The organism is Cupriavidus taiwanensis, from assembly GCF_900249755.1.
Classification (GTDB): domain Bacteria; phylum Pseudomonadota; class Gammaproteobacteria; order Burkholderiales; family Burkholderiaceae; genus Cupriavidus; species Cupriavidus taiwanensis_D.
Window position 1 is genome coordinate 3,026,756 of record NZ_LT976853.1, and the last position, 26,401, is coordinate 3,053,156.

Annotated in this window: 24 protein-coding genes and 1 pseudogene; 14 read left to right on the forward strand and 11 right to left on the reverse strand. The window is 68.4% G+C overall.

Features of this window, described 5'->3' with window-relative positions; genetic code table 11:
- Positions 1-140: 140 nt before the first annotated feature.
- The 3 genes from dnaJ to CBM2594_RS13845 form a co-directional block, all read right to left on the reverse strand.
- Complete coding sequence (gene dnaJ, locus CBM2594_RS13835; protein WP_116357320.1) at positions 141-1,274, reverse strand: molecular chaperone DnaJ; 1,134 nt, start codon at positions 1,272-1,274, stop codon at positions 141-143.
- A 171-nt stretch (positions 1,275-1,445) separates the two neighbouring features.
- On the reverse strand, positions 1,446-3,392 hold the full coding sequence (gene dnaK / locus CBM2594_RS13840) for a molecular chaperone DnaK (protein ID WP_116357321.1): 1,947 nt from the start codon (positions 3,390-3,392) through the stop codon (positions 1,446-1,448).
- 196 nt (positions 3,393-3,588) lie between these two features.
- On the reverse strand, positions 3,589-4,149 hold the full coding sequence (locus CBM2594_RS13845; protein WP_116357322.1) for a cob(I)yrinic acid a,c-diamide adenosyltransferase: 561 nt from the start codon (positions 4,147-4,149) through the stop codon (positions 3,589-3,591).
- A 318-nt stretch (positions 4,150-4,467) separates the two neighbouring features.
- On the opposite strand from CBM2594_RS13845, the gene CBM2594_RS13850 reads away from it, so the two are divergent.
- From CBM2594_RS13850 to CBM2594_RS27195, 12 genes and pseudogenes are all read left to right on the forward strand, one after another.
- The gene (locus tag CBM2594_RS13850; RefSeq protein ID WP_116357323.1) at positions 4,468-5,898 is read left to right on the forward strand and encodes an FAD-binding oxidoreductase; all 1,431 of its coding nucleotides are present in this window, start codon (positions 4,468-4,470) and stop codon (positions 5,896-5,898) included.
- A 14-nt stretch (positions 5,899-5,912) separates the two neighbouring features.
- A complete protein-coding gene (locus tag CBM2594_RS13855; RefSeq protein WP_115681073.1) occupies positions 5,913-6,803 on the forward strand; it encodes a LysR substrate-binding domain-containing protein in 891 nt (296 codons plus the stop codon).
- A 12-nt stretch (positions 6,804-6,815) separates the two neighbouring features.
- On the forward strand, positions 6,816-7,379 hold the full coding sequence (locus CBM2594_RS13860; protein ID WP_116357324.1) for a GNAT family N-acetyltransferase: 564 nt from the start codon (positions 6,816-6,818) through the stop codon (positions 7,377-7,379).
- A gap of 247 nt (positions 7,380-7,626) precedes the next feature.
- The gene (locus CBM2594_RS13865) at positions 7,627-9,156 is read left to right on the forward strand and encodes an FAD-linked oxidase C-terminal domain-containing protein (RefSeq protein ID WP_116357325.1); all 1,530 of its coding nucleotides are present in this window, start codon (positions 7,627-7,629) and stop codon (positions 9,154-9,156) included.
- A gap of 8 nt (positions 9,157-9,164) precedes the next feature.
- Positions 9,165-10,085: an ion transporter gene (locus CBM2594_RS13870; protein WP_116357326.1), complete on the forward strand. Its 921-nt coding sequence runs from the start codon at positions 9,165-9,167 to the stop codon at positions 10,083-10,085.
- Between the two features lie 26 nt (positions 10,086-10,111).
- Positions 10,112-11,215 carry a glycolate oxidase subunit GlcE gene (glcE, locus tag CBM2594_RS13875; protein WP_116357327.1) on the forward strand — a complete coding sequence of 368 codons (1,104 nt, stop codon included), beginning with the start codon at positions 10,112-10,114 and terminating at the stop codon, positions 11,213-11,215.
- A 40-nt stretch (positions 11,216-11,255) separates the two neighbouring features.
- The gene (glcF, locus tag CBM2594_RS13880) at positions 11,256-12,509 is read left to right on the forward strand and encodes a glycolate oxidase subunit GlcF (protein ID WP_116357328.1); all 1,254 of its coding nucleotides are present in this window, start codon (positions 11,256-11,258) and stop codon (positions 12,507-12,509) included.
- Positions 12,510-12,596: 87 nt separating this feature from the next.
- Positions 12,597-12,974: a CidA/LrgA family protein gene (locus CBM2594_RS13885; RefSeq protein ID WP_116357329.1), complete on the forward strand. Its 378-nt coding sequence runs from the start codon at positions 12,597-12,599 to the stop codon at positions 12,972-12,974.
- The gene (locus CBM2594_RS13890; RefSeq protein WP_116357330.1) at positions 12,971-13,696 is read left to right on the forward strand and encodes an LrgB family protein; all 726 of its coding nucleotides are present in this window, start codon (positions 12,971-12,973) and stop codon (positions 13,694-13,696) included. The genes CBM2594_RS13885 and CBM2594_RS13890 overlap by 4 nt, the downstream gene beginning before the upstream one ends.
- Positions 13,697-13,794: 98 nt before the next feature.
- On the forward strand, positions 13,795-14,166 hold the full coding sequence (locus tag CBM2594_RS13895) for a VOC family protein (protein ID WP_198048129.1): 372 nt from the start codon (positions 13,795-13,797) through the stop codon (positions 14,164-14,166).
- Between the two features lie 22 nt (positions 14,167-14,188).
- Positions 14,189-14,788 (forward strand): annotated as a pseudogene (locus tag CBM2594_RS13900) (helix-turn-helix transcriptional regulator); the annotation flags it as partial.
- Positions 14,718-14,957, forward strand: a complete 240-nt coding sequence (locus CBM2594_RS27195) for a zinc finger domain-containing protein (protein WP_441306988.1) — start codon at positions 14,718-14,720, stop codon at positions 14,955-14,957. The pseudogene CBM2594_RS13900 and the gene CBM2594_RS27195, both read left to right, overlap by 71 nt.
- On the opposite strand, the gene CBM2594_RS13905 is transcribed toward CBM2594_RS27195, so the two are convergent.
- The 3 genes from CBM2594_RS13905 to CBM2594_RS13915 are packed head-to-tail and all read right to left on the reverse strand — an operon-like array spanning position 14,885 to position 17,654.
- Positions 14,885-15,379, reverse strand: a complete 495-nt coding sequence (locus CBM2594_RS13905) for a glutathione peroxidase (protein WP_116357333.1) — start codon at positions 15,377-15,379, stop codon at positions 14,885-14,887. The genes CBM2594_RS27195 and CBM2594_RS13905 overlap by 73 nt on opposite strands.
- Before the next feature lie 54 nt (positions 15,380-15,433).
- Complete coding sequence (locus CBM2594_RS13910; RefSeq protein ID WP_116357334.1) at positions 15,434-16,573, reverse strand: PilT/PilU family type 4a pilus ATPase; 1,140 nt, start codon at positions 16,571-16,573, stop codon at positions 15,434-15,436.
- A gap of 37 nt (positions 16,574-16,610) precedes the next feature.
- Positions 16,611-17,654 (reverse strand): type IV pilus twitching motility protein PilT, encoded by a 1,044-nt coding sequence (locus CBM2594_RS13915; protein WP_025583874.1) that lies wholly within the window; start codon positions 17,652-17,654, stop codon positions 16,611-16,613.
- 66 nt (positions 17,655-17,720) lie between these two features.
- Between CBM2594_RS13915 and CBM2594_RS13920 the strand changes: the two genes are divergently transcribed.
- On the forward strand, positions 17,721-18,410 hold the full coding sequence (locus CBM2594_RS13920) for a YggS family pyridoxal phosphate-dependent enzyme (RefSeq protein WP_116357335.1): 690 nt from the start codon (positions 17,721-17,723) through the stop codon (positions 18,408-18,410).
- A 40-nt stretch (positions 18,411-18,450) separates the two neighbouring features.
- The gene (proC, locus tag CBM2594_RS13925; RefSeq protein ID WP_116357336.1) at positions 18,451-19,287 is read left to right on the forward strand and encodes a pyrroline-5-carboxylate reductase; all 837 of its coding nucleotides are present in this window, start codon (positions 18,451-18,453) and stop codon (positions 19,285-19,287) included.
- Between the two features lie 210 nt (positions 19,288-19,497).
- Here the strand turns inward: proC and ubiA are convergent, their stop codons facing one another.
- From ubiA to recG, 5 genes are all read right to left on the reverse strand, one after another.
- The gene (ubiA, locus tag CBM2594_RS13930; protein ID WP_116357337.1) at positions 19,498-20,355 is read right to left on the reverse strand and encodes a 4-hydroxybenzoate octaprenyltransferase; all 858 of its coding nucleotides are present in this window, start codon (positions 20,353-20,355) and stop codon (positions 19,498-19,500) included.
- Positions 20,356-20,496: 141 nt separating this feature from the next.
- Positions 20,497-20,982 carry a Dps family protein gene (locus tag CBM2594_RS13935; RefSeq protein ID WP_116357338.1) on the reverse strand — a complete coding sequence of 162 codons (486 nt, stop codon included), beginning with the start codon at positions 20,980-20,982 and terminating at the stop codon, positions 20,497-20,499.
- Positions 20,983-21,140: 158 nt separating this feature from the next.
- Entirely contained in the window at positions 21,141-22,583 is a 1,443-nt protein-coding gene (locus tag CBM2594_RS13940) for a catalase (protein ID WP_116357339.1), read from the reverse strand.
- Between the two features lie 401 nt (positions 22,584-22,984).
- Entirely contained in the window at positions 22,985-23,935 is a 951-nt protein-coding gene (locus CBM2594_RS13945; protein WP_062801683.1) for a LysR substrate-binding domain-containing protein, read from the reverse strand.
- 122 nt (positions 23,936-24,057) lie between these two features.
- Complete coding sequence (gene recG, locus CBM2594_RS13950; RefSeq protein ID WP_116357340.1) at positions 24,058-26,250, reverse strand: ATP-dependent DNA helicase RecG; 2,193 nt, start codon at positions 26,248-26,250, stop codon at positions 24,058-24,060.
- Between the last annotated feature and the right edge of the window lie 151 nt (positions 26,251-26,401).

A 26,401-nucleotide genomic window follows, 5' to 3' on the forward strand; every position in this document is an offset into this window, starting at 1 on the left:
AGACGTCCCCCAGCACTGCGGGTGTGCTCCCCTCTCCCGCAAGCGGGAGAGGGGAGCAAACCGGCGGTTCACCGACGTCGTGGGCACAAAACAAAACCGGCCACGCTCGCACGTGGCCGGCCTCATACCGCAACCCGAGCTCAGCTGAAGAAGCTCTTCACCTTGTCCAGCCACGAGGTTTCCTGCGGGCTGTGGCGCGAGCCGCCTTCATGCACCGAGCGGTCGAACTGGCGCAGCATTTCCTTCTGCGCCTCGGTCAGCTTGACCGGCGTCTCGACGTTCACATGCACGTACAGGTCGCCGGGATAGCCGGAGCGCACGCCCTTGATGCCCTTGCCGCGCAGCCGGAAGGTCTTGCCGGACTGGGTGGCCTCGGGCACCGGGAAGGTGGCCTTGCCGCTCAGCGTCGGCACCTCCAGGTCGCCGCCCAGTGCCGCGGTGGCGAACGAGATCGGCATCTGGCAGTGCAGGTCGTCGCCGTCGCGCTCGAACACCGCGTGCGGCTTGATGTGGACTTCCACGTACAGGTCGCCCGGCGGGCCGCCGTTGATGCCCGGCTCGCCGTTGCCCGACGAGCGGATGCGCATGCCTTCGTCGATGCCGGCCGGGATCTTCACTTCCAGCGTCTTCTGCGACTTCAGCTTGCCCTGGCCGTGGCACTTGGTGCACGGCTTGGGGATGAACTTGCCGCTGCCGTGGCACTTCGGGCAGGTCTGCTGCATGGTGAAGAAGCCCTGCGACACGCGCACCTGGCCGGCGCCGTGGCAGGTCGGGCAGGTTTCCACGCTCGAGCCGGGCTCGGCGCCGTTGCCGTGGCAGTGGTCGCAGTCGTCCCAGTGCGGCACGCGGATCTGGGCCTCGTGGCCGTGCGCGGCCTGCTCCAGCGAGATCTCCATGCTGTAGCGCAGGTCGGCGCCGCGATAGGCCTGCGGGCCGCCACCGGCGCGGCGGCCGCCGCCCTGGCCGAAGATATCGCCGAAGATGTCGCCGAAGGCCTCGGCGAAGCCGCCGTAGCCCTGCGCGCCGCCGAAGCCGCCGGCCATGTTCGGGTCCACGCCGGCATGGCCGTACTGGTCATACGCGGCCTTCTTCTCCGGGTCGGAAAGCATCTCGTAGGCCTCCTTGGCCTCCTTGAATTTTTCCTCGGATTCCTTGCTGTCCGGATTGCGGTCCGGGTGGTATTTCATCGCGAGCTTGCGATAAGCCTTCTTGACTTCTTCTTCGCTCGCGTTCTTGCCTACCCCGAGCACTTCGTAATAGTCACGTTTTGCCATGGTGGCTCATTACCTCATTGGCCAGCGGTGCAAGCGGCACCGGCCGGCGAATAGCAAAAAAGCCGAGCGCGGCATCCGACGGCGGTTTCCCGCAGGTCTGATGGCCGTCGCCCGGCGTCGGGGCGGGAGCGGCGCCGGCCAGTGCCTGCACCGCCGCCCGCGTATTCCCGATTACTTCTTGTCGTTGACTTCCTTGAATTCGGCGTCGACAACGTTGTCGTCCTGCGGCTGGGCCTGCTGCTGGCCGCCGGCGGCACCCGCGGCACCGGCCGCGGCGCCTTCGCCGGCCTTGGCCTGCATGTCGGCGTAGACCTTCTCGCCCAGCTTCTGGCTGACTTCGGACAGCGCGTTGACCTTGGCGTCGATGTCGGCCTTGTCGCCGCCGCGTGCGGCGTCTTCCAGGGCCTTGATCGCGGCCTCGATCTTCTCCTTCTCGCCCGCTTCGAGCTTGTCGCCGTATTCGGTGACCGCCTTCCTGGTCGAGTGGATAAGCGCGTCGGCCTGGTTGCGGGCATCAGCCAGCTCGCGGGCCTTCTTGTCTTCCTCGGCGTTGGCCTCGGCGTCCTTGACCATGCGCTGGATCTCGTCTTCCGACAGGCCCGAGTTGGCCTTGATGGTGATCCGGTTTTCCTTGCCGCTGGCCTTGTCCTTGGCGCCCACGTGCAGGATGCCGTTGGCGTCGATGTCGAACGAGACCTCGATCTGCGGCGTGCCGCGCGGTGCCGGCGGAATGCCTTCGAGGTTGAACTCGCCCAGCAGCTTGTTGCCGGTGGCCATCTCGCGCTCGCCCTGGTACACCTTGATGGTCACGGCCGGCTGGTTGTCGTCGGCGGTCGAGAACACCTGCGCATGCTTGGTCGGGATGGTGGTGTTCTTGGTGATCATCTTGGTCATCACGCCGCCCAGGGTCTCGATGCCCAGCGACAGCGGCGTCACGTCCAGCAGCAGCACGTCCTTGCGGTCGCCCGACAGCACCGAGCCCTGGATCGCGGCGCCGACGGCCACGGCTTCGTCCGGGTTCACGTCCTTGCGCGCTTCCTTGCCGAAGAACTCCTTGACCTGCTCCTGCACCTTGGGCATGCGGGTCATGCCGCCGACCAGGATCACGTCGTCGATGTCGCTGACCTTGACGCCGGCGTCCTTGATCGCGGTGCGGCACGGCTCGATGGTGCGGGTGATCAGCTCCTCGACCAGCGATTCCAGCTTGGCGCGGGTCATCTTCAGGTTCAGGTGCTTCGGACCCGAGGCATCGGCCGTGATGTACGGCAGGTTGATCTCGGTCTGCTGCGAGCTCGACAGCTCGATCTTGGCCTTTTCAGCGGCTTCCTTCAGGCGCTGCAGCGCGAGCACGTCCTTGGACAGGTCGACGCCCTGGTCCTTCTTGAACTCGGCGATGATGTAGTCGATGATGCGCTGGTCGAAGTCTTCGCCGCCCAGGAAGGTATCGCCGTTGGTCGACAGCACTTCGAACTGCTTCTCGCCGTCGACGTCCGCGATCTCGATGATCGAGATATCGAAGGTGCCGCCGCCGAGGTCATACACGGCGATCTTGCGGTCGCCCTTCTCGTTCTTGTCCATGCCGAACGCCAGCGCGGCCGCGGTCGGCTCGTTGATGATGCGCTTGACGTCGAGGCCGGCGATGCGGCCGGCGTCCTTGGTGGCCTGGCGCTGCGAGTCGTTGAAGTAGGCAGGCACGGTGATCACGGCTTCGGTCACCGGCTCGCCGAGGTAGTCCTCGGCGGTCTTCTTCATCTTGCGCAGCACTTCGGCCGAGACTTGCGGCGGCGCCAGCTTCTGGTCGCGCACCGACACCCATGCGTCGCCGTTGTCGGCCTTGACGATGGAGTACGGCATCAGGCCGATGTCCTTCTGGACTTCCTTCTCTTCGAACTTGCGGCCGATCAGGCGCTTGACCGCGTACAGGGTGTTGCGCGGGTTGGTGACGGCCTGGCGCTTGGCCGGCGCGCCGACCAGGATCTCGCCGTCTTCCATGTAGGCGATGATCGACGGGGTGGTGCGGGCACCCTCCGAATTCTCGATGACCTTGGGCGTGTTGCCTTCCAGGATCGCGACGCAGCTGTTGGTGGTACCGAGGTCGATACCGATGATCTTACCCATTATTCTCTCCTCTTGAGCCAGCGCTATCCGCGCGGCTGCAATTCAACCTGAGGCCGAAATGTGGCCGTCCGGGGGCTTTTCAAGGGCAGAACCGGCAAATCCGAGTAATTTTCTCGGTTTCTGCCCTCGGTCAACGGCAGGCGCTGCCCCGGCTTGAGCCGGCAGCGCCGACAGGCCGCATTATGTGGTCTTTGGGTTACTTTTTCGAGGCGTCGCGATCGCGCTGCCACAGCACGTCCGAGCCGCCGCCCACCCGGTTCAGCACCCGCGCCAGCACGAACATCAGGTCCGAGAGCCGGTTCAGGTACTGGCGCGGCGCCTCGTTCAGCGCCTCGGCCGCGCCCAGCGCCACCAAGGCGCGCTCGGCGCGCCGGCACACGGTGCGGCACACATGGGCCTGCGCCGCGGCGCGGCTGCCGCCGGGCAGGATGAACTCGGCCAGCCGCGGCAGGTTGGCGTTGTAGTCGGCCAGCCAGGTGTCGAGCTGCGCCACCTGCTCCGGCTTTAGCAGCGTGTAGCCCGGGATCGACAGCTCCCCGCCCAGGTCGAACAGGTCGTGCTGGATATGCAGCAGCGCGGCGCGCACGTCGGCAGGCAGGTCTTCGGTCAGCAGCACGCCGACGTGGCAGTTCAGTTCGTCGACATCGCCGATCGCGGCGATGCGCAGGCTGTCCTTGCCGGTGCGGCTGCCGTCGCCCAGGCCGGTGGTGCCGGCGTCGCCGGTGCGGGTGGCGATCTTCGACAGGCGGTTGCCCATGCCGGTCTCCTTGTCAGCGGTTGTGGTGGGGGAAATGGCGCATTATCGCGCCAGAGCCGGGGAATTCGCCATGCGTGCCCTTGCGCCGGCATCGGCTGGCGTGGCGATCTGGCTGTGCGGCTATCGGCCAGGCGCTCGCCGCGGGAAGGTGCACCAGCCGCCGCGCGGCGTAGAATGCCGTTATTCGTCCGTTCGACGTTCAATCGACAACCGGGTCGCGCCCCAGCCTGCCGCCGGCATGCCACCACCGGAGGCCATCGCCGGCACCCTCGCCGGCCCCCACGCCGTCCATCAGGCACCGACCCGCCGGAGACCCGCATGAACCACCCCACGCCATCCGCCTCCCTCGCCCGCCGTCCGCTGCCAGCCGCGCTCAGCGACGCCCTTGCGGCACGCTTCGGCGAGCGCTTCACCACCTCCGCCGGCGTGCGCGAGCACCACGGCCGCGACGAATCGCCATTCCCGCCGGCGCTGCCGGATGCCGTGGTGTTTGCCCACAGCACCGAGGAAGTGGCCGAGGTGGCGCGCCTGTGCAACCAGCATGGCGTGCCGCTGATTGCATACGGCGCGGGCTCGTCGCTGGAAGGCCACTTGCTGGCGGTGGCCGGCGGCATCAGCCTGGACCTGTCGCAGATGAACCGGGTGCTGGCGGTGCAGCCCGAGGACCTGAGCGTGACCGTGCAGCCCGGCGTCACGCGCAAGCAGCTGAACCAGGAGATCAAGGACACCGGCCTGTTCTTCCCGATCGACCCCGGCGCCGACGCGTCGCTGGGCGGCATGTGCGCCACGCGCGCGTCGGGGACCAACGCGGTGCGCTACGGCACCATGCGCGAGAACGTGCTGGCGCTGACGGTGGTGACCGCCGACGGCCGCGTGATCCGCACCGGCACGCAGGCGCGCAAGTCGTCGGCGGGCTATGACCTGACCCGGCTCTTTATCGGCAGCGAAGGCACGCTGGGCATCATCACCGAGGTGACAGTGCGGCTGTACCCGCAGCCCGAGGCGATTTCCGCCGCGGTGTGCGCCTTCCCCAGCATGGGCAGCGCGGTGCAGGCCGTGATCCAGACCATCCAGCTGGGCGTGCCGGTGGCGCGCGTGGAGTTCGTCGATGCGCTGGCGATCCGCGCCATCAACCGCCACGACAACCTGACCCTGCCCGAGACCCCGCACCTGTTCTTCGAATTCCACGGCACCGAGGCCGGCGTGCGCGAACAGGCCGAGACCGTGCAGCAGATCACCGCCGAGCACGGCGGCCAGGGCTTCGAGTGGGCCACGCGCCCCGAAGACCGCAGCCGGCTGTGGAATGCGCGCCATACCGCGTACTTTGCGATGCTGCAGCTCAAGCCCGGCTGCAAGTCGGTCACCACCGACGTGTGCGTGCCGATCTCGCGCCTGGCCGACTGCGTCACCGAGACCGAGAAGGACCTGAACGCCTCGGCGCTGCCCTGCCCCATCGTCGGCCACGTCGGCGACGGCAACTTCCACGTGGCGATCCTGGTCGACCCGGACAAGCCCGAGGAAATGGCCGAGGCCGAGGCCATCAACCAGCGCATCGTCGAACGCGCGCTGGCGATGGGCGGCACCTGCACCGGCGAGCACGGCGTGGGCCTGCACAAGCAGCGCTTCCTGGTGGATGAACACGGCGAGGACGCGCTCGACCTGATGCGCGCGATCAAGGATGCGCTGGACCCCAACCACATCCTGAACCCGGGCAAGATCTTCAGCGCCACGCGCGCGGGCACGCAGTAAGGCGTACCGGGCAGATGGCCTCCATGTTCAACCGCGTCCCGCCGCTGCACCTGCTGATCGCCTTCGAGGCGGCGGCGCGCCTGGGCAGCTTCGCGCGCGCGGCCGAAGAGCTGTCGGTCACGCCCAGCGCGGTCTCGCACCGCATCAAGAACCTCGAGGAGCTGTGGGGCGAAGACCTGTTCGTGCGCGCCAACGCCGCGCTGCGGCTGACCGCGGCCGGCACGCGCTACCTGCGCAACGTGCAGGACGCGCTCAAGTCGCTCAACGAACTGGCGCGGCCCGAATACAACAAGCTGCGCACACGCCTGCGCGTGGCGATCCCGCCCACCTTCGGGCGCCAGCACCTGGTGCCGCGGCTGCCGGAGTTCGGCGCGCTCTATCCGCATATCGACCTCGAGCTGCACCTGGCGATCCCGTTCCTCGACGTCAAGGCCGAGGACACCGATGTCGAGATCCGCTACGGCACCGGCCGCTACCCCGACCTGAAGACCACCAAGCTGCTGGTCGAGCCGGTGTTCCCGGCGTGCGGGCGCGAATACTACGAGCGCGTCAACGGCCGCGCCATTACCCGGCCCGAGCACCTGCACGGGCTGGTGCTGCTGCGCAGCCCGCTGGAGCCGTGGAAGCCGTGGTTCGAGACTGCCGGGCTGGACTGGCCCGAGCCGCAGACCGGCCCGCAGTTCAACGACATCGGGCTGATGCTGGAGGCCATCGCCTCCAACCAGGGCGTGGCGCTGGTGCGCCAGCGCATGGCGCGGCACTGGCTGTCGCTGGGGCAGATGGTGCGGCTGCTCGATGTGGAATCGGTGTCGCCGCACGGCTATTACATCGTCGAGCGCGAACAGGCGCCGCTCAAGCCCGAGGCGCGCTATTTCGTCGACTGGCTACTGAGCCTGGACTGGTAGGAGACTGCGCCAATGGAAATCCGCCTGCTGACCCCGGCCGATGCCGAAGCCTTCCACGCACTGCGCCTGCAAGGACTCACCGAGGCGCCCGAAGCCTTTGCCGCCAGCCTGGAAGAAGAACAGGACCTGACGCCCGAGGCGGTGGCGCAACGCCTGGCGCCGGGCGCGGACAAGGCCATGTTCGGCGCGTTCGACGACGGCCCCGGCGGCACCGCGCTGGCCGGCATGGTGGGCGTGATGCGCGAGCCCCGGCGCAAGCACCGGCACAAGGCCTCGATCTTCGGCATGTACGTGGCGCCGGCCTGGCGCGAGCGCAAGCTCGGCCGGGCGCTGATGCTGCGCGCGCTGCAGCAGGCCGCCGCCATGCCGGGGGTGCGCCAGGTCACGCTGTGCGTCAATGCCGGCAGCGCGGGCGCTGTGCGCCTGTACGAATCGCTGGGGTTCGAGCGCTTCGGGCTGGAGCCGGACGCGTTGTACGTCGCGCCGCACTTCCACGACAAGCTCGACATGGTGCTGCGGCTGCCGGCCGCCCCGGCGCAGCCGGACCCTCTGCAGGCAGCGCAGCCGGAACGCTGAGCGCCGCGCTCGCCTTTCCGCTCGCCCGCCGCCGGTGCTACGCTGAAACCGGGGCCAGTGCCCGCCCGCCATCATGAGCATTTTTGATCGGCCCGGCATGCGGAATTCACGTCTGGCGTGGTGCCCGCGCCAGGTGGCCTGCGCTATAGTCACCCGTCCCCCGCGCCAGGCACTGCACCGCCGCGGCCGGCAGGCCGGCAAGCGAGCGCCACAGGCCGCCGCTCAGGAGACCCCACAGGAGCCGTTGATGAATGCCCCGCACGAAGCCCAAACCCTCGCCCCCGGCGCCGAAAGCCCGGCCACGGCCCAGGCCGCGGCCGACGGCCGCCGCAGCGCGCTGCTGGCCGGCCTGGCGCAGATCCTGCCCGACGCCGCGGTGCTGTGGAAGCCGGAAGACACCGTGCCCTATGAGTGCGACGGCCTGGCCGCGTACCGCCAGGTGCCGATGGCGGTGGCACTGCCCGACACCGAGGAACAGGTCTGCGCCATCCTGCGGCTGTGCCACAAGCTGGGCGTGCCGGTGGTGCCGCGCGGCGCCGGCACCAGCCTGTCGGGCGGCGCCATGCCGATCGCCGAGGGCCTGGTGCTGTCGCTGGCCAAGTTCAAGCGCATCCTGTCGGTCGATCCGTATTCGCGCACCGCGGTGGTCCAGCCGGGCGTGCGCAACCTGGCCATCTCCGACGCCGCCGCACCGCACAACCTGTACTACGCGCCCGACCCGTCGTCGCAGATCGCCTGCACCATCGGCGGCAATGTCAGCGAGAACTCCGGCGGCGTGCATTGCCTGAAGTACGGCCTGACCGTGCATAACGTGCTGCGCGTGCGCGCCGTGACCATGTCCGGCGAGGTGGTGGTGTTCGGCTCCGAGGCGCCCGACGCGCCGGGCCTGGACCTGCTGGCCGTGGTGATCGGTTCCGAGGGCATGCTGGCCGTGGTCACCGAGGTCACCGTGCGCCTGATCCCCAAGCCGCAGCTGGCGCAGGTGATCATGGCCTGCTTCGACGATGTCGAGAAAGGCGGCAACGCGGTCGCCGACGTGATCGCCGCGGGCATCATCCCGGCCGGGCTGGAGATGATGGACAAGCCCGCCACCGCCGCGGTCGAGCAGTTCGTGCACGCGGGCTATGACCTCGATGCCGCCGCGATCCTGCTGTGCGAGTCCGACGGCACGCCCGAGGAGGTGGCCGAGGAAATCGAACGGATGAGCGCGGTGCTGACCGCGTCGGGCTGCACCCGCATCGTGGTCTCGCAGAACGAAGCCGAGCGCCTGCGCTTCTGGAGCGGCCGCAAGAACGCCTTCCCGGCCGCGGGACGGATCTCGCCGGACTATTACTGCATGGACGGCACCATTCCGCGCAAGCACATCGGCACGCTGCTCAAGCGCATCGAGGCCATGGAAGGCAAGTACGGGCTGCGCTGCATCAACGTGTTCCATGCCGGCGACGGCAACATGCACCCGCTGGTGCTGTTCGACGGCGCCGACGAGGACGAATGGCACCGCGCCGAGCTGTTCGGCGCCGACATCCTGGAAACCTGCGTCGAGCTGGGCGGCACCGTCACCGGCGAACACGGCGTCGGCGTGGAAAAACTCAACTCCATGTGCGTGCAGTTCTCGACCGCGGAGCGCGACGCCTTCTTCGGCGTCAAGGCCGCCTTCGACCCGGCGCGGCTGCTGAACCCCGACAAGGCCATTCCCACGCTGGCGCGCTGCGCCGAGTACGGCAAGATGCACGTGAAGAAGGGCCTGCTACCGCATCCCGACCTGCCGCGCTTCTGAGCCACGCCATGCCAGAAAATCCCCGCCGGCGCCAGCACCAGGAAGCGGTCGTGCGCCAGCGCCTGGGCCAGCCCGAGGCCGGCTGGCGCCAGCGCTGGTACACCATCATCTTCGAGGCCGATACCCGCGAAGGGCGCATCTTCGATGTCGCGCTGCTGCTAGCCATCGTTACCAGCGTGATGATCGTGATGCTCGACAGCCTGCCGGCGCTGAACCAGCGCCTGGGCCGCGTCTTCACCGCGCTGGAATGGATGTTCACGCTGCTGTTCACGGCGGAGTACGCCATGCGTCTGCTGGTGGTGCGGCGGCCGTGGCGCTATGCGCTGAGCTTCTATGGGGTCATCGACTTCATCTCGATCATGCCGACCTGGCTGGCGTTCTTCGTGCCGGAGCTGCACTTCCTGATCGACGTGCGCCTGCTGCGGCTGCTGCGCGTGTTCCGGATCCTGAAGCTGACCGTGTACTTCGAGGAAGCCGAGATCCTGTACCGCGCGCTGGTCAACAGCCGGCGCAAGATCTTCGTGTTTCTTGGCACGGTCTTCATCATCACCGTGATCCTCGGCACCGTGATGTACGTGGTCGAGGGCCCGGAGCACGGCTTCCACAGCATCCCGGTCAGCATGTACTGGGCCGTGGTGACGCTGACCACCACCGGCTTCGGCGACATGGTGCCCAAGACGGCGCTGGGGCAGTTCATTACCTCGCTGACGATCCTGCTGGGCTACGGCATCATCGCCTTTCCCACCGGCATCGTCGGCGCCGAGCTGGCCGCCAGCATCATGAAGCGGCCGCTGACCACCCGCACCTGCACTCACTGCCTCACCGAAGGCCACGAGCCCGACGCCAGCTATTGCAAGCACTGCGGCAGCCACCTGCCCGACTACCAGAACGACCGGCCGGAAGTGCCCGGCGGGCGCACCGGCGACTGAGCCGCCCTTTCCAGAACACGATGCCTATGCAAGCCACCCTCGACGCCTTCCGCGACGCCGTCCTGCAAGCCACCGAAACCCGCTCCGCGCTGCGGCTGCGCGGCGGCGGCAGCAAGGACTTCTACGGCCAGCCGCCGCAAGGCCAGCTGCTGGACACGCGCGCCTACACCGGCATCGTCGACTACGACCCGGCCGAACTGGTGATCACCGCGCGCTGCGGCACGCCGCTGGCCGAGATCGAAGCCGCGCTGGCGGAAAAGCGCCAGATGCTGGCGTTCGAGCCGCCCCACTTCGCGCTGCCCGGCCAGCCCGGCGCTGCGACGCTGGGCGGTGCCGTCGCCACCGGGCTGTCGGGCCCGCGCCGGCAGTCGGTGGGCGCGCTGCGCGACTTCGTGCTGGGCGCGCAACTGATGGACGGCCGCGGCGAGGTGATGGACTTCGGCGGCCAGGTGATGAAGAACGTCGCGGGCTACGACGTGTCGCGGCTGCTGGCGGGCTCGCTCGGCACGCTGGGGCTGATCCTGCAGGTGTCGCTCAAGGTGCTGCCGGCACCGTTCGACGAGGCCACGCTGCGCTTCGAGATGGCGCAGGACCAGGCCATCCGGCAACTGAACCAGTGGGGCGGCCAGCCGCTGCCGCTGGCGTCTTCGGTGTGGCATGCGGGGGTGCTGCATGTGCGCCTGTCCGGCGCCGGCGCCGCGGTGCGCGCGGCCTGCGCCAGGCTGGGCGGCGAGCGCGTGGACGCGGCCGCTGCCGCCGCGCTGTGGCAGTCGCTGCGCGAGCAGACCCACCCGTTCTTTGCCCCGGCGCACGCCGGCCGCGCGTTGTGGCGCCTGGCGGTGCCCCCGGTGGCGGCGCCGCTGGCGCTGCCCGGCGAGCAGCTGGTGGAATGGGGCGGCGGCCAGCGCTGGTGGCTGCCCGAGGACGGCGCGGCCCGGGCCGACGCCGAAAGCGTGCGCGCGGTGGCGCAGGCCGCCGGCGGCCATGCCACGCTGTTTCGCAACGGCGACAAGTCGATGGGCGTGTTCACGCCGCTGGCGTCGCCGCTGGCCGCGATCCATCGCCGCCTGAAAGAGACCTTCGACCCGGCCGGCATCTTCAATCCGCAGCGCATGTACCCCGGGCTCTGAGCCCGCGCGCCAAGACACCCAGGCACAACTTCCCCACATCATGCAAACGACCCTGGCCGATTTTCTCCGCGACACGCCCGAAGGCGAGGAAGCCAAATCCATCGTCGGCAAATGCGTGCATTGCGGCTTCTGCACCGCCACCTGCCCCACCTACCAGCTGCTCGGCGATGAACTGGACGGCCCGCGCGGGCGCATCTACCTGATGAAGCAGGTGCTCGAAGGCCATGCCATCACCGAAAGCACGCGCCTGCACCTGGACCGTTGCCTGACCTGCCGCAACTGCGAATCGACCTGCCCGTCCGGCGTGCGCTACGGACGCCTGGTCGACATCGGCCGCAAGCTGGTCGACGACAAGCTCGAAGCCGAAGGCGTGCGCCGCCCCGCCAGCCAGCGCATCACGCGCTGGGTGCTGCGCGAGGGGCTGACGCGGCCGGCGCTGTTCGGCACCGCGCTGCGGCTGGGCCAGATGGTGCGGCCGATGCTGCCGGCCGCGCTGCGCAGCAAGGTGCCGGCGCTGTCGCAGGCCGCCGAGCCGGGCACCTGGCCGCGCAACACGCATGCGCGCAAGATGTTGTTGCTCGACGGTTGCGTGCAGCCGGCAATGTCGCCCAACATCAATGCCGCGACCGCGCGCGTGTTCGACCGTGTCGGCGTACAGCTGGTGGTGGCGCGCGAGGCCGGCTGCTGCGGCGCGATCCGCTTCCACACCGGCGACCACGATGGCGGCCTCGACAATATGCGCCGCAATATCGACGCCTGGTGGCCGCATGTCGAAGCCGGCGCCGAGGCCATCGTGATGACCGCGTCGGGCTGCGGCGCGATGGTCAAGGATTACGGCCACCTGCTGCGCAACGACCCCGCCTATGCCGGGCGCGCGCAGCGCATCTCGGCGCTGACGCGCGACCTGTCCGAGATCCTGCCCGACTTCGCCGACGACCTGCACGCCGCGGCCGGCGCGGTGCCGCGCGACGGCCGGCGCGTGGCCTACCACCCGCCGTGCACGCTGCAGCACGGCCAGCAGATCCGCGGCAAAGTCGAGGCGCTCTTGACCGGCCTCGGCGTCGAAGTCAAACTCTGCGCTGACAGCCACCTGTGCTGCGGCTCGGCGGGCACTTACTCGGTGCTGCAGCCGGAACTGTCCCAGCGCCTGCGCGACGACAAGCTCGCCAAACTGCAGGCGACGCAGCCCGAAGCCATCGTCTCGGCCAATATCGGCTGCATCTCGCACCTGCAGGGCGGCACCGATACGCCGGTGATGCACTGGATCGAACTGGTCGATCGCATGCTGGGATAAGCCCCCCGACCGGAGCAAGGCCCCGTGGTTGTCTCCCCTCTCCCGCTTGCGGGAGAGGGGTGGAAGAGCGCAACCAACCACGCCCCCATGCTCCAGACCTTTGCCATCCTGTTGGTGTTCCAGTCCGTCGGCGAGGTGATCAGCTACGCGCTGTCCCTGCCCGTGCCCGGCCCCGTGCTCGGCATGATCCTGCTGTTCGGCTGGCTCGTCTTCGACGACCGGCTGCTGCCCGTGATCCAGGGCACCACCACCGAACTGCTCAAGCACCTGTCGCTGCTGTTCGTGCCGGCCGGCGTCGGCATCATGGTCCACGCCAACCGCATCGAGGGCGAATGGATGCCGATCCTGGTCGCGCTGGTGGTGTCGACGTGGCTGGCCATCGCCACCACCGCGGTGGTCACGCGCATGCTGATGCGCAAGCGCGCCGAGGCACCGCCCGCGGATTCCACGGGGGAGCAGGCATGATGACGCCGCGCCTGAACGAGATCTGGGTCTACCTTGCCGCCAGCCCGCTGGTGGGGCTGACCGCGACGCTGCTGGCCTATGTGTTCGCCTTCCGCATCTACGAGAAATCGCGCTTCTCGCCGCTGGCCAACCCGGTGATGATCGCGGTGGCGCTGCTGGTCACGGTGCTGACCGTCACCGGCACGCCCTACAAGACCTACTTCGACGGCGCGCAGTTCGTGCACTTCCTGCTGGGGCCGGCAACGGTGGCGCTGGCGGTGCCGCTGTACCTGCAGCTGCCCAAGCTGCGCACCCATGTGTTCCCGCTGCTGGCGGGGCTGGTGGCGGGCTCGGTGGTGGCGGTGGTGGCGGCGGTGGGCATTGCCTGGCTGCTCGGTGCCTCGCCAGAGACGGTGCGCTCGCTCGCGCCCAAGTCGGTGACGATCCCGATCGCCATGGGCGTGGCCGAGAAGATCGGCGGGCTGCCGTCGCTGACGGCGGTGCTGGTGATGGCCACCGGCATCATCGGCGCGGTCAGCGCGACCGCGCTGCTGAACCTGCTGCGCATCCGCGACTACAGCGTGCGCGGCTTCGCCACCGGCGTGGCCGCGCACGGCATCGGCACCGCGCGGGCGTTCCAGGTCAACCAGGAGGCCGGCGCCTTCGCCGCGCTCGGCATGGGCCTCAACGGCGTGCTGACCGCGATCCTGGTGCCGGTGATGGCGGCGTGGATGCCGCACTGAGCTGCCACCCTGACATCCTCCTGACAGCACGCTGTCAGCAGCCCCCGCGCATGATGCGAGCTCCTCATCCCCCCTCATCTGGAACCAAGGAGCCCATCATGAGCCACCGCCTGATCAACTGGCTGGAAATCCCCGTCGTCGACATGCCCCGCGCCATCGGCTTCTACGAGCAGGTGTTCGACCTCAAGCTGCGCCGCGAGACCATGAGCCAGGTCGACATGGCCGTCTTTCCGCACCCCGATCCCGGCGGCGCGCTGGTCGCCGGCGAAGGCTACCGGCCCAGCAACTACTACGGCACGGTGCCGTACCTGCACGCGCCGGAACTCGATGCGCTGCTGGAGCGCGCCGCGCGCGCCGGCGGCAAGACCGTGTTCGGGCCGCTGCGCCTGCCGGGCGAGATCGGCCGCATCGCGCATATCACCGACAGCGAGGGCAACCGCATCGGCCTGCACGAGCCGGTGGCCGGATGACCCCGATGGCCAACGCTGACCGATGAGCCGCCGCGCCGACCGCCTGTTCCAGATCGTGCAGGTGCTGCGCGGCCGCCGCCTGACCACGGCGGCGCTGCTGGCGCAGCGGCTCGGGGTCTCGGAACGCACCGTCTACCGTGATATCCAGGCGCTGTCGCTGTCGGGCGTGCCGGTCGAGGGCGAGGCCGGCATCGGCTACCGGCTGCGCGCCGACTTCGATGTCCCGCCGCTGATGTTCACCGCCATGGAAGTCGAAGCGCTGGTCGCCGGCCTGCGGCTGCTGAAGGCCTGGGGCGGCGGCGCGCTGGCCGCCGCGGCCGATCCCGCGCTGGAAAAGCTGATGGCCGCGCTGCCGCCGCCGCGCCGGCTGGCGGCGCAACAAAGCCGCGTGTTCGCGCCCGAGTACGTCAACCAGGCGCACGTGCGCGAGGCCTTCGACGTGGTGCATGGCGCGCTGGGCGAGCAGAAATTGCTGCTGCTCGACTACTGCGACGCGCAGCAGCGCATCACCGAACGCGTGGTGATGCCGCTGGGGCTGTTCTTCTGGGGCAATGCCTGGCTGCTGGCGGCGTGGTGCACCACGCGCGAGGACTACCGCAGCTTCCGGCTGGACCGCTGCCGCGCCATCCGCATGCTGGACGACCATTTCCATGAAACGCCCGAGCGCTCGCTCAACGGCTTTTTGCGCGCGGTGCGCGCCAGCGGCACCTAGTCCCGCTCAGGCGGCCGGATCGGACAGCAGCATCTCGATATCCGCGCGCAGCTCTTCCGGCTTGGCGGTCGGCGCATAGCGCTTGAACACGGTGCCGTCGCGGCGCAGCAGGAACTTGGTGAAGTTCCACTTGATGCCCTGGGTACCGAGCACGCCACGCTTTTCCCGGGTCAGCCACTGGTACAGCGGATGGGCGGCGGGGCCGTTGACATCGATCTTGGCGAACATCGGGAAGCGCACCGCGAAGCGCGTTTCGCAGAACTGCCCGATCTGCTGCGCGTCGCCCGGCTCCTGCTTGCCGAACTGGTTGCACGGGAAGCCCAGCACCTCCAGGCCGCGCCCGTGGTACTCGTCATAGAGCTTCTGCAGCCCTTCGTACTGCGGGGTGAAGCCGCATTCGCTGGCGGTATTGACGATCAGCATCACCTTGCCCTGGAACTGCGACAGCGGCACCGGCTGGCCGGCGAGCGAGCTGGCTTCGAACTGGTAGACATTGCTCATGGCAGGCTCCTGTAGATAGCCAAGCATACCGCCATGCGCATCGCCGCGCAGCCCTCAGATGACATTGAGATGCTCGGTGCCGGCGCCCAGGTCAGCGTCCTTGGCGTGGGTGCTGTGCAGCTTGATCATCAGGCGCAGGTCGTTGAGCGAGTCGGCGTTGCGCAGCGCATCCTCGTAGGTGATCTTGCCCTCCTCGTACAGGTCGAACAGCGCCTGGTCGAACGAGATCATGCCCTGCTCGCGCGACTTCTTGATGACTTCCTTGAGCTCGTGGATCTCGCCCCTGAAGATCAGGTCGGCCACCAGCGGCGTGCCGATCATGATCTCGACCGCCGGCACCCGGCCCTTGCGGCCCGCGCGCGGCAGCAGGCGCTGCGAGATCATCGCCTTCAGGTTCAGCGACAGGTCGATCAGCAGCTGCTGGCGCTTTTCCTCGGGGAAGAAGTTGACCACGCGGTCGATCGCCTGGTTGGCGTTGTTGGCGTGCAGCGTGGCCAGGCACAGGTGGCCGGTCTCGGCGTACTGCATCGCGTACTCCATGGTCTCGCGGTCGCGGATCTCGCCGATCAGGATCACGTCGGGCGCCTGGCGCAGCGTGTTCTTCAGCGCCACGTGCCAGGATTCGGTATCGATGCCGACCTCGCGCTGCGTGACGATGCAGTTCTGGTGCGCATGCACGTATTCGATCGGGTCCTCGATGGTGATGATATGGCCGTACGAATGCGCGTTGCGGTGGTCCAGCATCGCCGCCAGCGTGGTCGACTTGCCCGAGCCGGTGGCGCCGGTCACGATCACCAGCCCGCGCTTGGCCATCACCACGTCATGCAGCGTCTGCGGCAGGTCCAGGTCGGCCACCGACGGGATGCGGGTGTTGATGGTGCGCACCACCATGCCGGCCTTGCCCTGCTGGATAAACGCCGACACGCGGAAGCGCCCGGCCTTGGGCGCGCTGATGGCAAAGTTGCATTCACGGCTGGTGTCGAAGTCCTGCACCTGGCGCTCGTTCATCACCGAGCGCACCAGGCCCAGCGCCTGGGTCGGGTTCAGCGGCTGCTGCGATACCGGCGTGATCTTGCCGTCGACCTTGATCGCCGGCGGGAAATCCGAAGTGATGAACAGGTCCGAGCCGCGGTTGCTGACCATCAGCTCGAGCAGGTCGTTGATGTACTTGGCGGCGGATTCGCGGTCGAGCATGGCGGTGTCCTGCTTAAGGAAAAGCAAAGGGAGGGCCTCAGCCCATGAACGCGTCCGGATTCTTGGCAATGGCGCGCGCGTCGTTGTAGCTGATGACGCTGCGCTTGATCAGGTCCGACAGGCACTGGTCCAGCGTCTGCATGCCCAGCCCGCTGCTGGTCTGCATCATCGAGTACATCTGCGCGATCTTGTTCTCGCGGATCAGGTGGCGGATCGCCGGCGTGGCGATCATGATCTCGTGCGCGGCGGTGCGGCCGTTGCCGTCGCGGGTCTTCAGCAGCGTCTGCGAGATCACGGCTTCGAGCGATTCCGACAGCATGGTGCGCACCATGTCTTTCTCTTCGGGCGGGAACACGTCGACCACGCGGTCGATGGTCTTGGCCGCGGAACTGGTGTGCAGCGTGCCGAAGACCAGGTGGCCGGTCTCGGCCGCGGTCAGCGCCAGGCGGATGGTTTCGAGGTCGCGCAACTCGCCCACCAGGATCACGTCGGGGTCTTCGCGCAGCGCCGAGCGCAGCGCGTTGGCGAACGAATGCGTATGCGGCCCCAGCTCGCGCTGGTTGATCAGGCTCTTCTTGGAGCTGTGCACGAATTCGATCGGGTCCTCCACCGTGAGGATGTGGCCCATGTCGTTTTCATTGCGATGGTCGACCATCGCCGCCAGCGTGGTCGACTTGCCCGAGCCGGTCGGCCCCGTCACCAGCACCAGCCCGCGCGGCTTCATGCACAGGTCGGCAAACACCGCGGGCGCGCGCAGCTCTTCGAGCGTCAGCACCTTGGAGGGAATGGTACGGAACACCGCGGCGGCGCCGCGCTGGGTGTTATAGGCATTGACGCGGAAGCGCGACAGGCCGGCGATCTCGAACGAGAAATCGATCTCGAGGCGTTCCTCGTAGGCCTTGCGCTGGGTGTCGCTCATGATGTCGTACACCATGGCGTGGACATCCTTGTGCGTCATCGAGGCGACGTTGATGCGGCGCATGTCGCCGTGGATCCGCACCATCGGCGGCATGTCCGCGGACAGATGAAGATCGGACGCCTTGTTCTTGACGGCGAAAGCCAATAGCTGCGCGATGTCCATCTATAATGACCCCACCCTGTTTTGTTATCGGTACTTGACGTACCTTATATATATGTTCGCCGGATTATGTCTGTGATTGCCGCCAACTTGCAAGCCGTGCGCCAGGGCATTGCGGCGGCAGCACAACAGGCCGGCAGGCAGCCCGCGGACATCGCCCTGCTGGCCGTTTCCAAGACCGTTTCCCCCGACCGCATAAGGGCCGCATACGCCGCCGGCCAACTCGCTTTCGGCGAGAACTACGTGCAGGAAGGCATCGACAAGATCGCCGCACTGGCCGACCTGCGCGGCCGCCTGCAATGGCATTTCATCGGCCCGCTGCAAAGCAACAAGACCCGGCCGGTGGCGGAGCATTTCGACTGGGTCCACACCATCGACCGCCTCAGGATCGCCGAGCGGCTGTCGGCACAGCGCCCGGCCGGCATGGCGGCGCTGCAGGTCTGCATCCAGGTCAATATCAGCGGCGAAGCCAGCAAGAGCGGCGTCGCCCCGGCAGAGGTTCCGGCGCTGGCGCATGCCGTCGCCGCCCTGCCCCGCCTGCAACTGCGCGGGCTGATGGCGATTCCCGAGCCCGAGCAAGACCCCGCCGCGCAACGCCGCCCGTTCGCCGCCCTGCGCGCCATGCTGCAGGCGCTGCGCGCCGACGGCCTGGCGCTCGACACGCTGTCGATGGGCATGTCGGGCGACATGGAAGCCGCCATCGCCGAGGGCGCCACGCTGGTGCGGATCGGCACCGCCATCTTCGGCGCGCGCGGCTGAGCGCGCGCCAGCCCCACGATTTCTGACCCCGGATATTTTCATGCTCGACACCCTTACCTTCGGCTTTCTCGGCGGCGGCAACATGGCTTCCGCACTGATCGGCGGCCTGATCGCGCGCGGCGTTCCCGCCGGCGCGATCCGCGTGGTCGACCCGTTCCCCGAAGCGCAGCAGCGCCTGGCGCGCGACCTCGGCGTGCATGCCATGGCAGCACCGGACGCCGCCTTCGGCGCCAGCGACGTGCTGGTGCTGGCGGTCAAGCCGCAGCAGTTCCGCGACGCCGCGGCGCAGCTGCTGCCGCACCTGCCGGCCGGCGGCCACGGCAACCTGGTGATCAGCGTGGCCGCCGGCATCCGGCTGCAGGACATGCAGCGCTGGCTCGGCGGGCGCAGCCGCGTGGTGCGCGCGATGCCGAACACGCCGGCGCTGTCGGGCATGGGCATGACGGGGCTGGCCGCACCGGCCGGGCTGTCGGCCGAAGACCGGGCCATTGCCAGCGCCGTGGCCGAGGCCGTCGGCAAGTGCGTGTGGGTCGATGGCGATGACCAGATCGACGCCGTCACCGCCATTTCCGGCAGCGGTCCGGCCTATGTGTTCTATTTCATCGAGGCGATGCAGCGCGCCGCCACCGAGCTGGGGCTGAGCGCCGAACAGGGACGCGAGCTCGCGGTGGAAACCTTCCGCGGCGCGGCCACGCTGGCGGGGCAATCGCCCGAACCGGTGGCAACGCTGCGCGAGCGCGTGACGTCGAAGGGCGGCACCACCTATGCGGCGCTGACGTCGATGGAGGCTTCCGGCATCGCCGATGCCTTCGTGCGCGCGATGCACGCGGCAGCGGCGCGCGGCAGGGAGATGGGGGCGGAGTTCGGGAAGGATTGAGGCGCGGCCAGACGACAGTCGTCCTGAACTGGCTGCCGCCCCTCGCGGACGCTCCCCTCTCCCGCGCAGTGGGAGAGGGGTGGGGGTGAGGGCCGGAGCTTCAACGAAGTCAGGCCGTCGGTATGCCAGCGCCTGCCCTCACCCCCTGCCCCTCTCCCGCAAGCGGGAGAGGGGAGCAAACCGGCAGCGGACCGTTGGCAATCGCGTAAATCACCGCACCGCATACGCCAGCGCCGTCCCCGCAAACACGCAAGCCCCCAGCCAGTTGTTGTGCCGGAACGCCGCAAAGCACCGCATCCGGTCCCGATCGCGGATCAGCGTGTAGTGATAGCCGGCACAGCCGATCGCGGCAACCAGCCCCACCCAGTACGGCCATCCCAGCCCGAGCAGCACGCCCGCCCACGCCATCAGCGCAAAGAACGCGGCATAGCACAGCATGATCGCCGCCACGTCGAAGCGGCCGAAGGTGATGGCCGAGGTCTTCATCCCGATCAGCAGGTCGTCGTCGCGATCCACCATGGCATAGGCGGTGTCATACGCCACCGCCCAGAACACATTGGCCAGCAGCATCAGCCACGCCACCGGCGGCACCTGGTCCTGGATCGCGGCGAACGCCATCGGGATGCCGAAGCCGAAGGCAATGCCGAGATACGCCTGCGGGATCGCAAAGAAGCGCTTGAAGAACGGGTACGTGCCCGCCACTACCGCGGCCACCACCGCCAGCCATTTGGTCAGCGCATTCAGCGGCAGCACCAGCGTGAACGCCACCAGCGCCAGCACCGCGGCTACCGCCAGCGCTTCCCATGCGGCGATCTTGCCGGCGGTCAGCGGCCGCTCGCGGGTGCGCTTGACGTGCTTGTCGAAGTCGCGGTCGGCCCAGTCGTTGATGGCGCATCCGGCCGAGCGCATCAGGAAGGTGCCGGCAACGAAGATCCAGAACAGGCCCCAGCGCGGCGGACCGTCGGCGGCCATCCACATGGCCCACAGCGTCGGCCACAGCAGCAGCAGCGTGCCGATGGGCTTGTCGATGCGCACCAGGCGCGCGTAGAGGGCAAGGCGTTCAAGCATGGGGGTGGGGGGCAACGGCGAGAGGGTCTGCACGGCGTGGATCCGGGGCGGGCGATTCAATGAAAACGCGCCGCAGCCCGGACGGCTGCGACGCGCGGTGCCGGCTGCCGCGGGCACGGCAGCCAGGAGAGCGGGCCGGCCTCAGGCCAGCATCGAGCGCAGCATCCACGCGGTCTTTTCATGCGTCTGCATGCGCTGCGTCAGCAGGTCGGCCGAGGGCTCGTCGCCGGCGGCGTCGATCACCGGGAAGATCGAGCGCGCGGTGCGCACCACGGCTTCCTGGCCTTCGACCAGCTTGCGGATCATCTCGGTGGCCTCGGGCACGCCCTCTTCCTCGGCGATCGACGACAGGCGCGCGTACTCCTTGTAGGTGCCCGGCGCCGGGTAGCCCAGCGCGCGGATGCGCTCGGCGATCGAGTCCACGGCCAGCGCCAGTTCGGTGTACTGGGTCTCGAACATCAGATGCAGCGTATTGAACATGGGACCCGTCACGTTCCAGTGGAAGTTGTGGGTCTTGAGGTAGAGGGTATAGGTGTCCGCCAGCAGCTTGGACAGCCCTTCCGCGATCTTCTTGCGGTCCTTGTCGGAAATACCGATATTCACGCTCATCTCGTTCTTCTTTGCCATGGTAGATACGCTCCGTTCAGGGATAGCCACGAGGCGCGCCGCCGGGCTTGCCGAATCGTGGCGATTCAGGGGCCGGGCGGCGCGGTACCCCCGCATTATTGCACTGGGCAACGGTCCCGGCCAAACCCCGCGCCGGGTGGCCGTTGCCCTGGGGGCGCTTATTGCAGGTTGAGCGCCCGCTTCACGCCCTCGCCGTAGGCGGGGTCGGCCTTGCTGAAGTGTTCCAGCTGGACCCGCACGATGGCCTCCGGCACGCCCTGCATCGCCGCGGCGATATTGGCGAACAGGCGCTGGCGCTGGCCTTCGTCGAACAGGCGGAACAGCGCGCCGGGCTGGCTGTAGTAGTCGGTGTCGACGCGATGGTCCCAGCGGTCGGCGGCGCCGTCCAGTGCCAGCGGCGGCTCGATCATGCGCTCGCTGGCGGCGTAGGCGCCTTCGCGGTTGGGCTCGTAGTTGAGCTTGCCGCCCTGGTTGCCATCGACGCGCATCGCGCCGTCGCGGTGGAAGCTGTTGTGGAACGGGCATTGCGGCGCATTGACCGGGATCTGGGCGTGGTTGATGCCCAGCCGGTAGCGCTGCGTGTCGCCATACGAGAACAGCCGTCCCTGCAGCATCTTGTCGGGAGAGAAGCCGATGCCGGGCACGATGTTGGCCGGGTTCATCGCCACCTGCTCGACCTCGGCAAAGTAGTTGTCCGGGTTGCGGTTGAGCTCGACCACGCCCACGTCGATCAGCGGGTAGTCCTTGTGCGGCCAGACCTTGGTCAGGTCGAACGGGTTGATGTGGTACCTGGCCGCCTCGGCTTCGGGCATGACCTGCACGCGCAGGTTCCAGCGCGGGAAGTTGCCGCGCTCGATATTGTCGAACAGGTCGCGCTGGGCGCTCTCGCGGTCGTTGGCCACCACCTTGGCCGCTTCCTCGTTGGTCCAGTTCTCGACGCCCTGCTGCGACTTGAAGTGGAACTTGACGTAGAAGCGCTCGTTATTGGCGTTGATGAACGAGTACGTGTGCGAGCCGAAGCCATGCATCTGGCGGTAGTTCTGCGGCAGGCCGCGGTCGCTCATCAGGATGGTGACCTGGTGCAGCGATTCGGGATGGCGCGACCAGAAGTCCCACACCGCGATCGGGTCGCGCAGGTTGGTGCGCGGGTTGCGCTTCTGCGTGTGGATGAAGTCGGGGAACTTGAGCGGGTCGCGCACGAAGAACACCGGCGTGTTGTTGCCGACCAGGTCCCAGTTGCCTTCGTCGGTGTAGAACTTGATCGAGAAGCCGCGCACGTCGCGCTCGGCGTCGGCGGCGCCGCGCTCGCCGGCGACGGTGGAAAAGCGGATGAACAGCGGCGTTTCCTTGCCGATCTCGGCAAACACCGAGGCCTTGGTGTATTGGGTGATGTCGTGCGTGATGCGCAGCGTGCCGTAGGCGCCGGAGCCCTTGGCATGCACGCGCCGCTCGGGAATGACTTCACGGTCGAAGTGGGCCAGCTTTTCGAGGAACCAGACGTCCTGCAGCAGCATCGGGCCGCGCGGGCCGGCGGTCTGCGAGTTCTGGTTGTCGGCGACGGGCGCGCCGGCGGCAGTGGTAAGGGTGTCCTTCTTGCTCATCTTGTCCTCTTGGGTGGGCTGAAAGGGGCCGCCGCGTCAGAGCGCGGCGGCATAGCAGGCAAGGCAATCGAGCAGGCAGCGCCCCATGCGGAGGGAAAGCGGGGGCTGGATTGGTGTCGTTGTCAGTGACTGGGCGCTGGTGCTCATCATCGGTTCCTGTCTTGCGTCGACGCCATCCGCATCGACAGGAGCCAGTCTACAAACGATCTATCAAGATGAGAATTTAATTATTTATACCTATGTATTAGGTCAAATCTATCCGGGAATCCTGCAACTTATGCCAGCAGCGCGTGACTGCACCAGGACAGGCGGGAAATGTCCGGCGCGACGGCGGAAATGACAACGGCCGCAGCGGAATCTCCGCTGCGGCCGTTGCATGAACCCGTCCTTCGGCGCGACGCTCAGGCGGCTTCGGCGAGTTCCTTGGCGTCGAGCTTGCGCACGCCGGGCAGGTCGCAGGCGGCCACGGCGTTGGCCAGCGCTTCCATCGCCGGCAGGCGCGTGAAGCTCTTGCGCCAGGCCAGCACCACGCGCCGGTCGGGCACCGGATCGGCAAAGGGCACGTACGACAGCATGTCGCCCTTGGCTTTCAGGTCGGGCACCGAGGTGCGCGGCAGCACGGTAATGCCGACGCCGCTGGCCACCATATGGCGGATGGTTTCGAGCGACGAGCCCTCGAAGGTCTTCTGGATGCCGTCGGCCGCCTGCGAGAAGCGCGACAGCTCCGGGCACACGCCCAGCACGTGGTCGCGGAAGCAATGGCCGCTGCCCAGCAGCAGCATGGTCTGCTGCTTCAGTTCCTCGGGATCGACCGCGTGCGCTTGCGCCAGCTGGTGGCCGCGCGGCACCGCCACGACAAAGGGTTCGTCATAGAGCGGGCGCACCGTCAGGCCGGAATCGGGGAACGGCTCGGCCATCACCGCGCAATCGATCTCGCCCTGCTTGAGCAGCTCGATCAGCTTGTGGGTGTAGTTCTCCTGCAGCATCAGCGGCATCTGCGGCACGGTGTCGATCATCTGCTTGACCAGCGACGGCAGCAGGTACGGCCCGATGGTGTAGATCACGCCCACGCGCAGCGGCCCGGCCAGCGGGTCCTTGCCCTGCTTGGCGATCTCGCGGATCGCCATGGTCTGCTCCAGCACACGCTGGGCCTGCGCCACGATCTGCTCGCCGACCGACGTCACCGACACCTCGGAGGTGCCGCGTTCGAAGATCTGCACGTTGAGCTCGTCTTCCAGCTTCTTGATGGCGACCGACAGCGTCGGCTGCGACACAAAGCAGGCTTCGGCGGCCCGGCCGAAATGGCGCTCGCGCGCCACGGCGACGATGTACTTGAGTTCGGTGAGCGTCATGACTTATCAATTCCGGGTAGGCGATAGATTTTACCTTCGATTGCCGGATCTGTCAGAGTGCCCACGCCACGCGAGCCGGTATGCGCCGGCTCCGGCACAAACCCCGGCTGACAGCCCTTCGTTCAAGCCTTCAGGTAATGCTCGCGCCCGCCCAGCCAGCGCGACAGGTGCGCTTCCACCGCCTCCGGGTAGTGCTCAAGCATCAGCTCGGCGGCCGCCTGGGCGTATTCCACCAGCCAGGCATCGGTCTGCAGGTCGGCAAAGCGCAACATCGCCTCGCCGGACTGGCGCGCGCCCAGGAATTCGCCCGGGCCGCGGATCTCCAGGTCGCGCCGCGCGATCTCGAAGCCGTCGGTGGTCTCGCGCATGGTCGCCAGGCGCTCGCGCGCGGTGGGCGACAGCGGCGCCTGGTACATCAGCAGGCAGACCGATTCGGCGCTGCCGCGCCCGACCCGGCCGCGCAACTGGTGCAGCTGCGCCAGGCCGAAGCGTTCGGCGTGCTCGATCACCATCAGCGAGGCATTGGGCACGTCCACGCCCACTTCGATCACGGTGGTGGCCACCAGCACCTGCAGCCGGTTGGCGCTGAAGTCGTCCATCACCGCGGCCTTCTCCGCCGGCGGCAGGCGCCCGTGCACCAGGCCCACGCGCAGGTCAGGCAGCGCGGCCACCAGGGTTTCATAGGTTTCGACCGCGGTCTGCAGCTGCAGCGCCTCGCTTTCCTCGATCAGCGGGCACACCCAGTAGACCTGGCGGCCTTCGGCGGCGGCATGGTGGATGCGCCCGATCACTTCGTCACGTCGCTCGTCGTTGACCAGGCGCGTGACGATGGGCGTGCGACCCGGCGGCAGCTCGTCGATCACCGAGACGTCGAGGTCGGCGTAGTACGTCATCGCCAGCGTGCGCGGGATCGGCGTGGCCGACATCATCAGCTGGTGGGGGACGGCTTCGGCCGCCGTCGTTGCCGCAGCAGCCTCGGCCGCACCGGCCTTGCCGCGCAGCGCCAGCCGCTGCGCCACGCCGAAGCGGTGCTGCTCGTCGACCACCGACAGCCCCAGCCTGGCGAAACGCACGGTGTCCTGGATCAGCGCATGGGTGCCGATCACCAGTTGCGCCTCGCCCGATTCCACGCGCGCGACGGCGGCGCGCTTGTCGCGTGCTTTCTGGCTGCCGGCCAGCCACGCAACCGGCACGCCCAGCGGCTCCAGCCACGCCGACAGCTTGCGGAAGTGCTGCTCGGCCAGGATCTCGGTCGGCGCCATCAGCGCGGCCTGGTAGCCGGCATCGATGGCCTGGCAGGCGGCCAGCGCGGCGACGATGGTCTTGCCGCTGCCCACGTCGCCCTGCAGCAGCCGGTGCATCGGGTGCGGCAGGCTCATGTCGGCGGCGATTTCCGCGACCACGCGCTGCTGCGCGCCGGTCAGCCGGAACGGCAACGCGGCCAGGAAGCGCGTCAGCAGCCCGCCCTCGCGGCGCGGCATGGTCGGCGCGGTCTTGTCGCGGCGCGCCGCGTGCGCGCGCCGCAGCGAGATCTGCTGCGCCAGCAGCTCGTCGAACTTGACGCGCTGCCACGCCGGGTGCGAGCGGTCCGCCAGCGCGGCCTCGCTTTCCTGCGGCGGCGGCGCGTGCAGCAGCCGCAGGCAGTCGGCCAGCGGGCGCAGCTGCAGGCGCGCCAGCGGCCCCTGCAGCACCGCTTGCGGCAGCGTCTCGGGCAACGGGGTGCGCGTCAGCGCGCCGCCGATGGCCTTGCGCAGGTAGGCCTGCGGGATGCCGGCGGTGGACGGGTACACCGGCGTCAGGCGGTCGGGCAGCGCCTCGCCGGCCAGCACCGGGCGCACCGTCGGGTGCACCATCTCGGCGCCGAAGAAGCCGCCGCGCACCTCGCCGCGCACGCGCAGGCGCACGCCTTCGGCCATCTGCCTGGTCTGGCTGCCGTAGAAGTTCAGGAAGCGCAGCGTCAGCTCGCCGCTGTCGTCGGCAAGCTTCACCACCAGCTGGCGGCGCGGCCGGAACGTGACTTCGTTGGAGATGACCTCGCCTTCCACCTGCGCCGGCAGCCCGAGCCCGGCGCGGTGAATGGCCTCGGCGATCGGCACCACGGTGGTCTCGTCCTCGTAGCGCATCGGCAGGTGCAGCACCAGGTCGACCGGGCGGCGCAGGCCGAGCTTGGCCAGCCGCGCGGCGGCCGAGGACGCGCCCGAGCCCGCGGCCTTGCCCTTGCCCCCGCCGGCCTTGCCGCGCGCGGACGCCGCCGCATCGTTGGCGTCATGGGCGTCGGCAGGGTCCTGGATCGGTTCGGCGGCGGTTCCGGGCATCGGCAAAAAAATTGGCAGCAGTCGCTGCGGGCTTCTGGACTGGCTGGCGCGGCGCCGGCGAATGGCCGGTATCACGCCCGGCCCGGCGGCAAGCGCGCGCGTGGCCTTACAATATCGGATTCGCCGATTGTACCCATGCCGGCTGCCAACC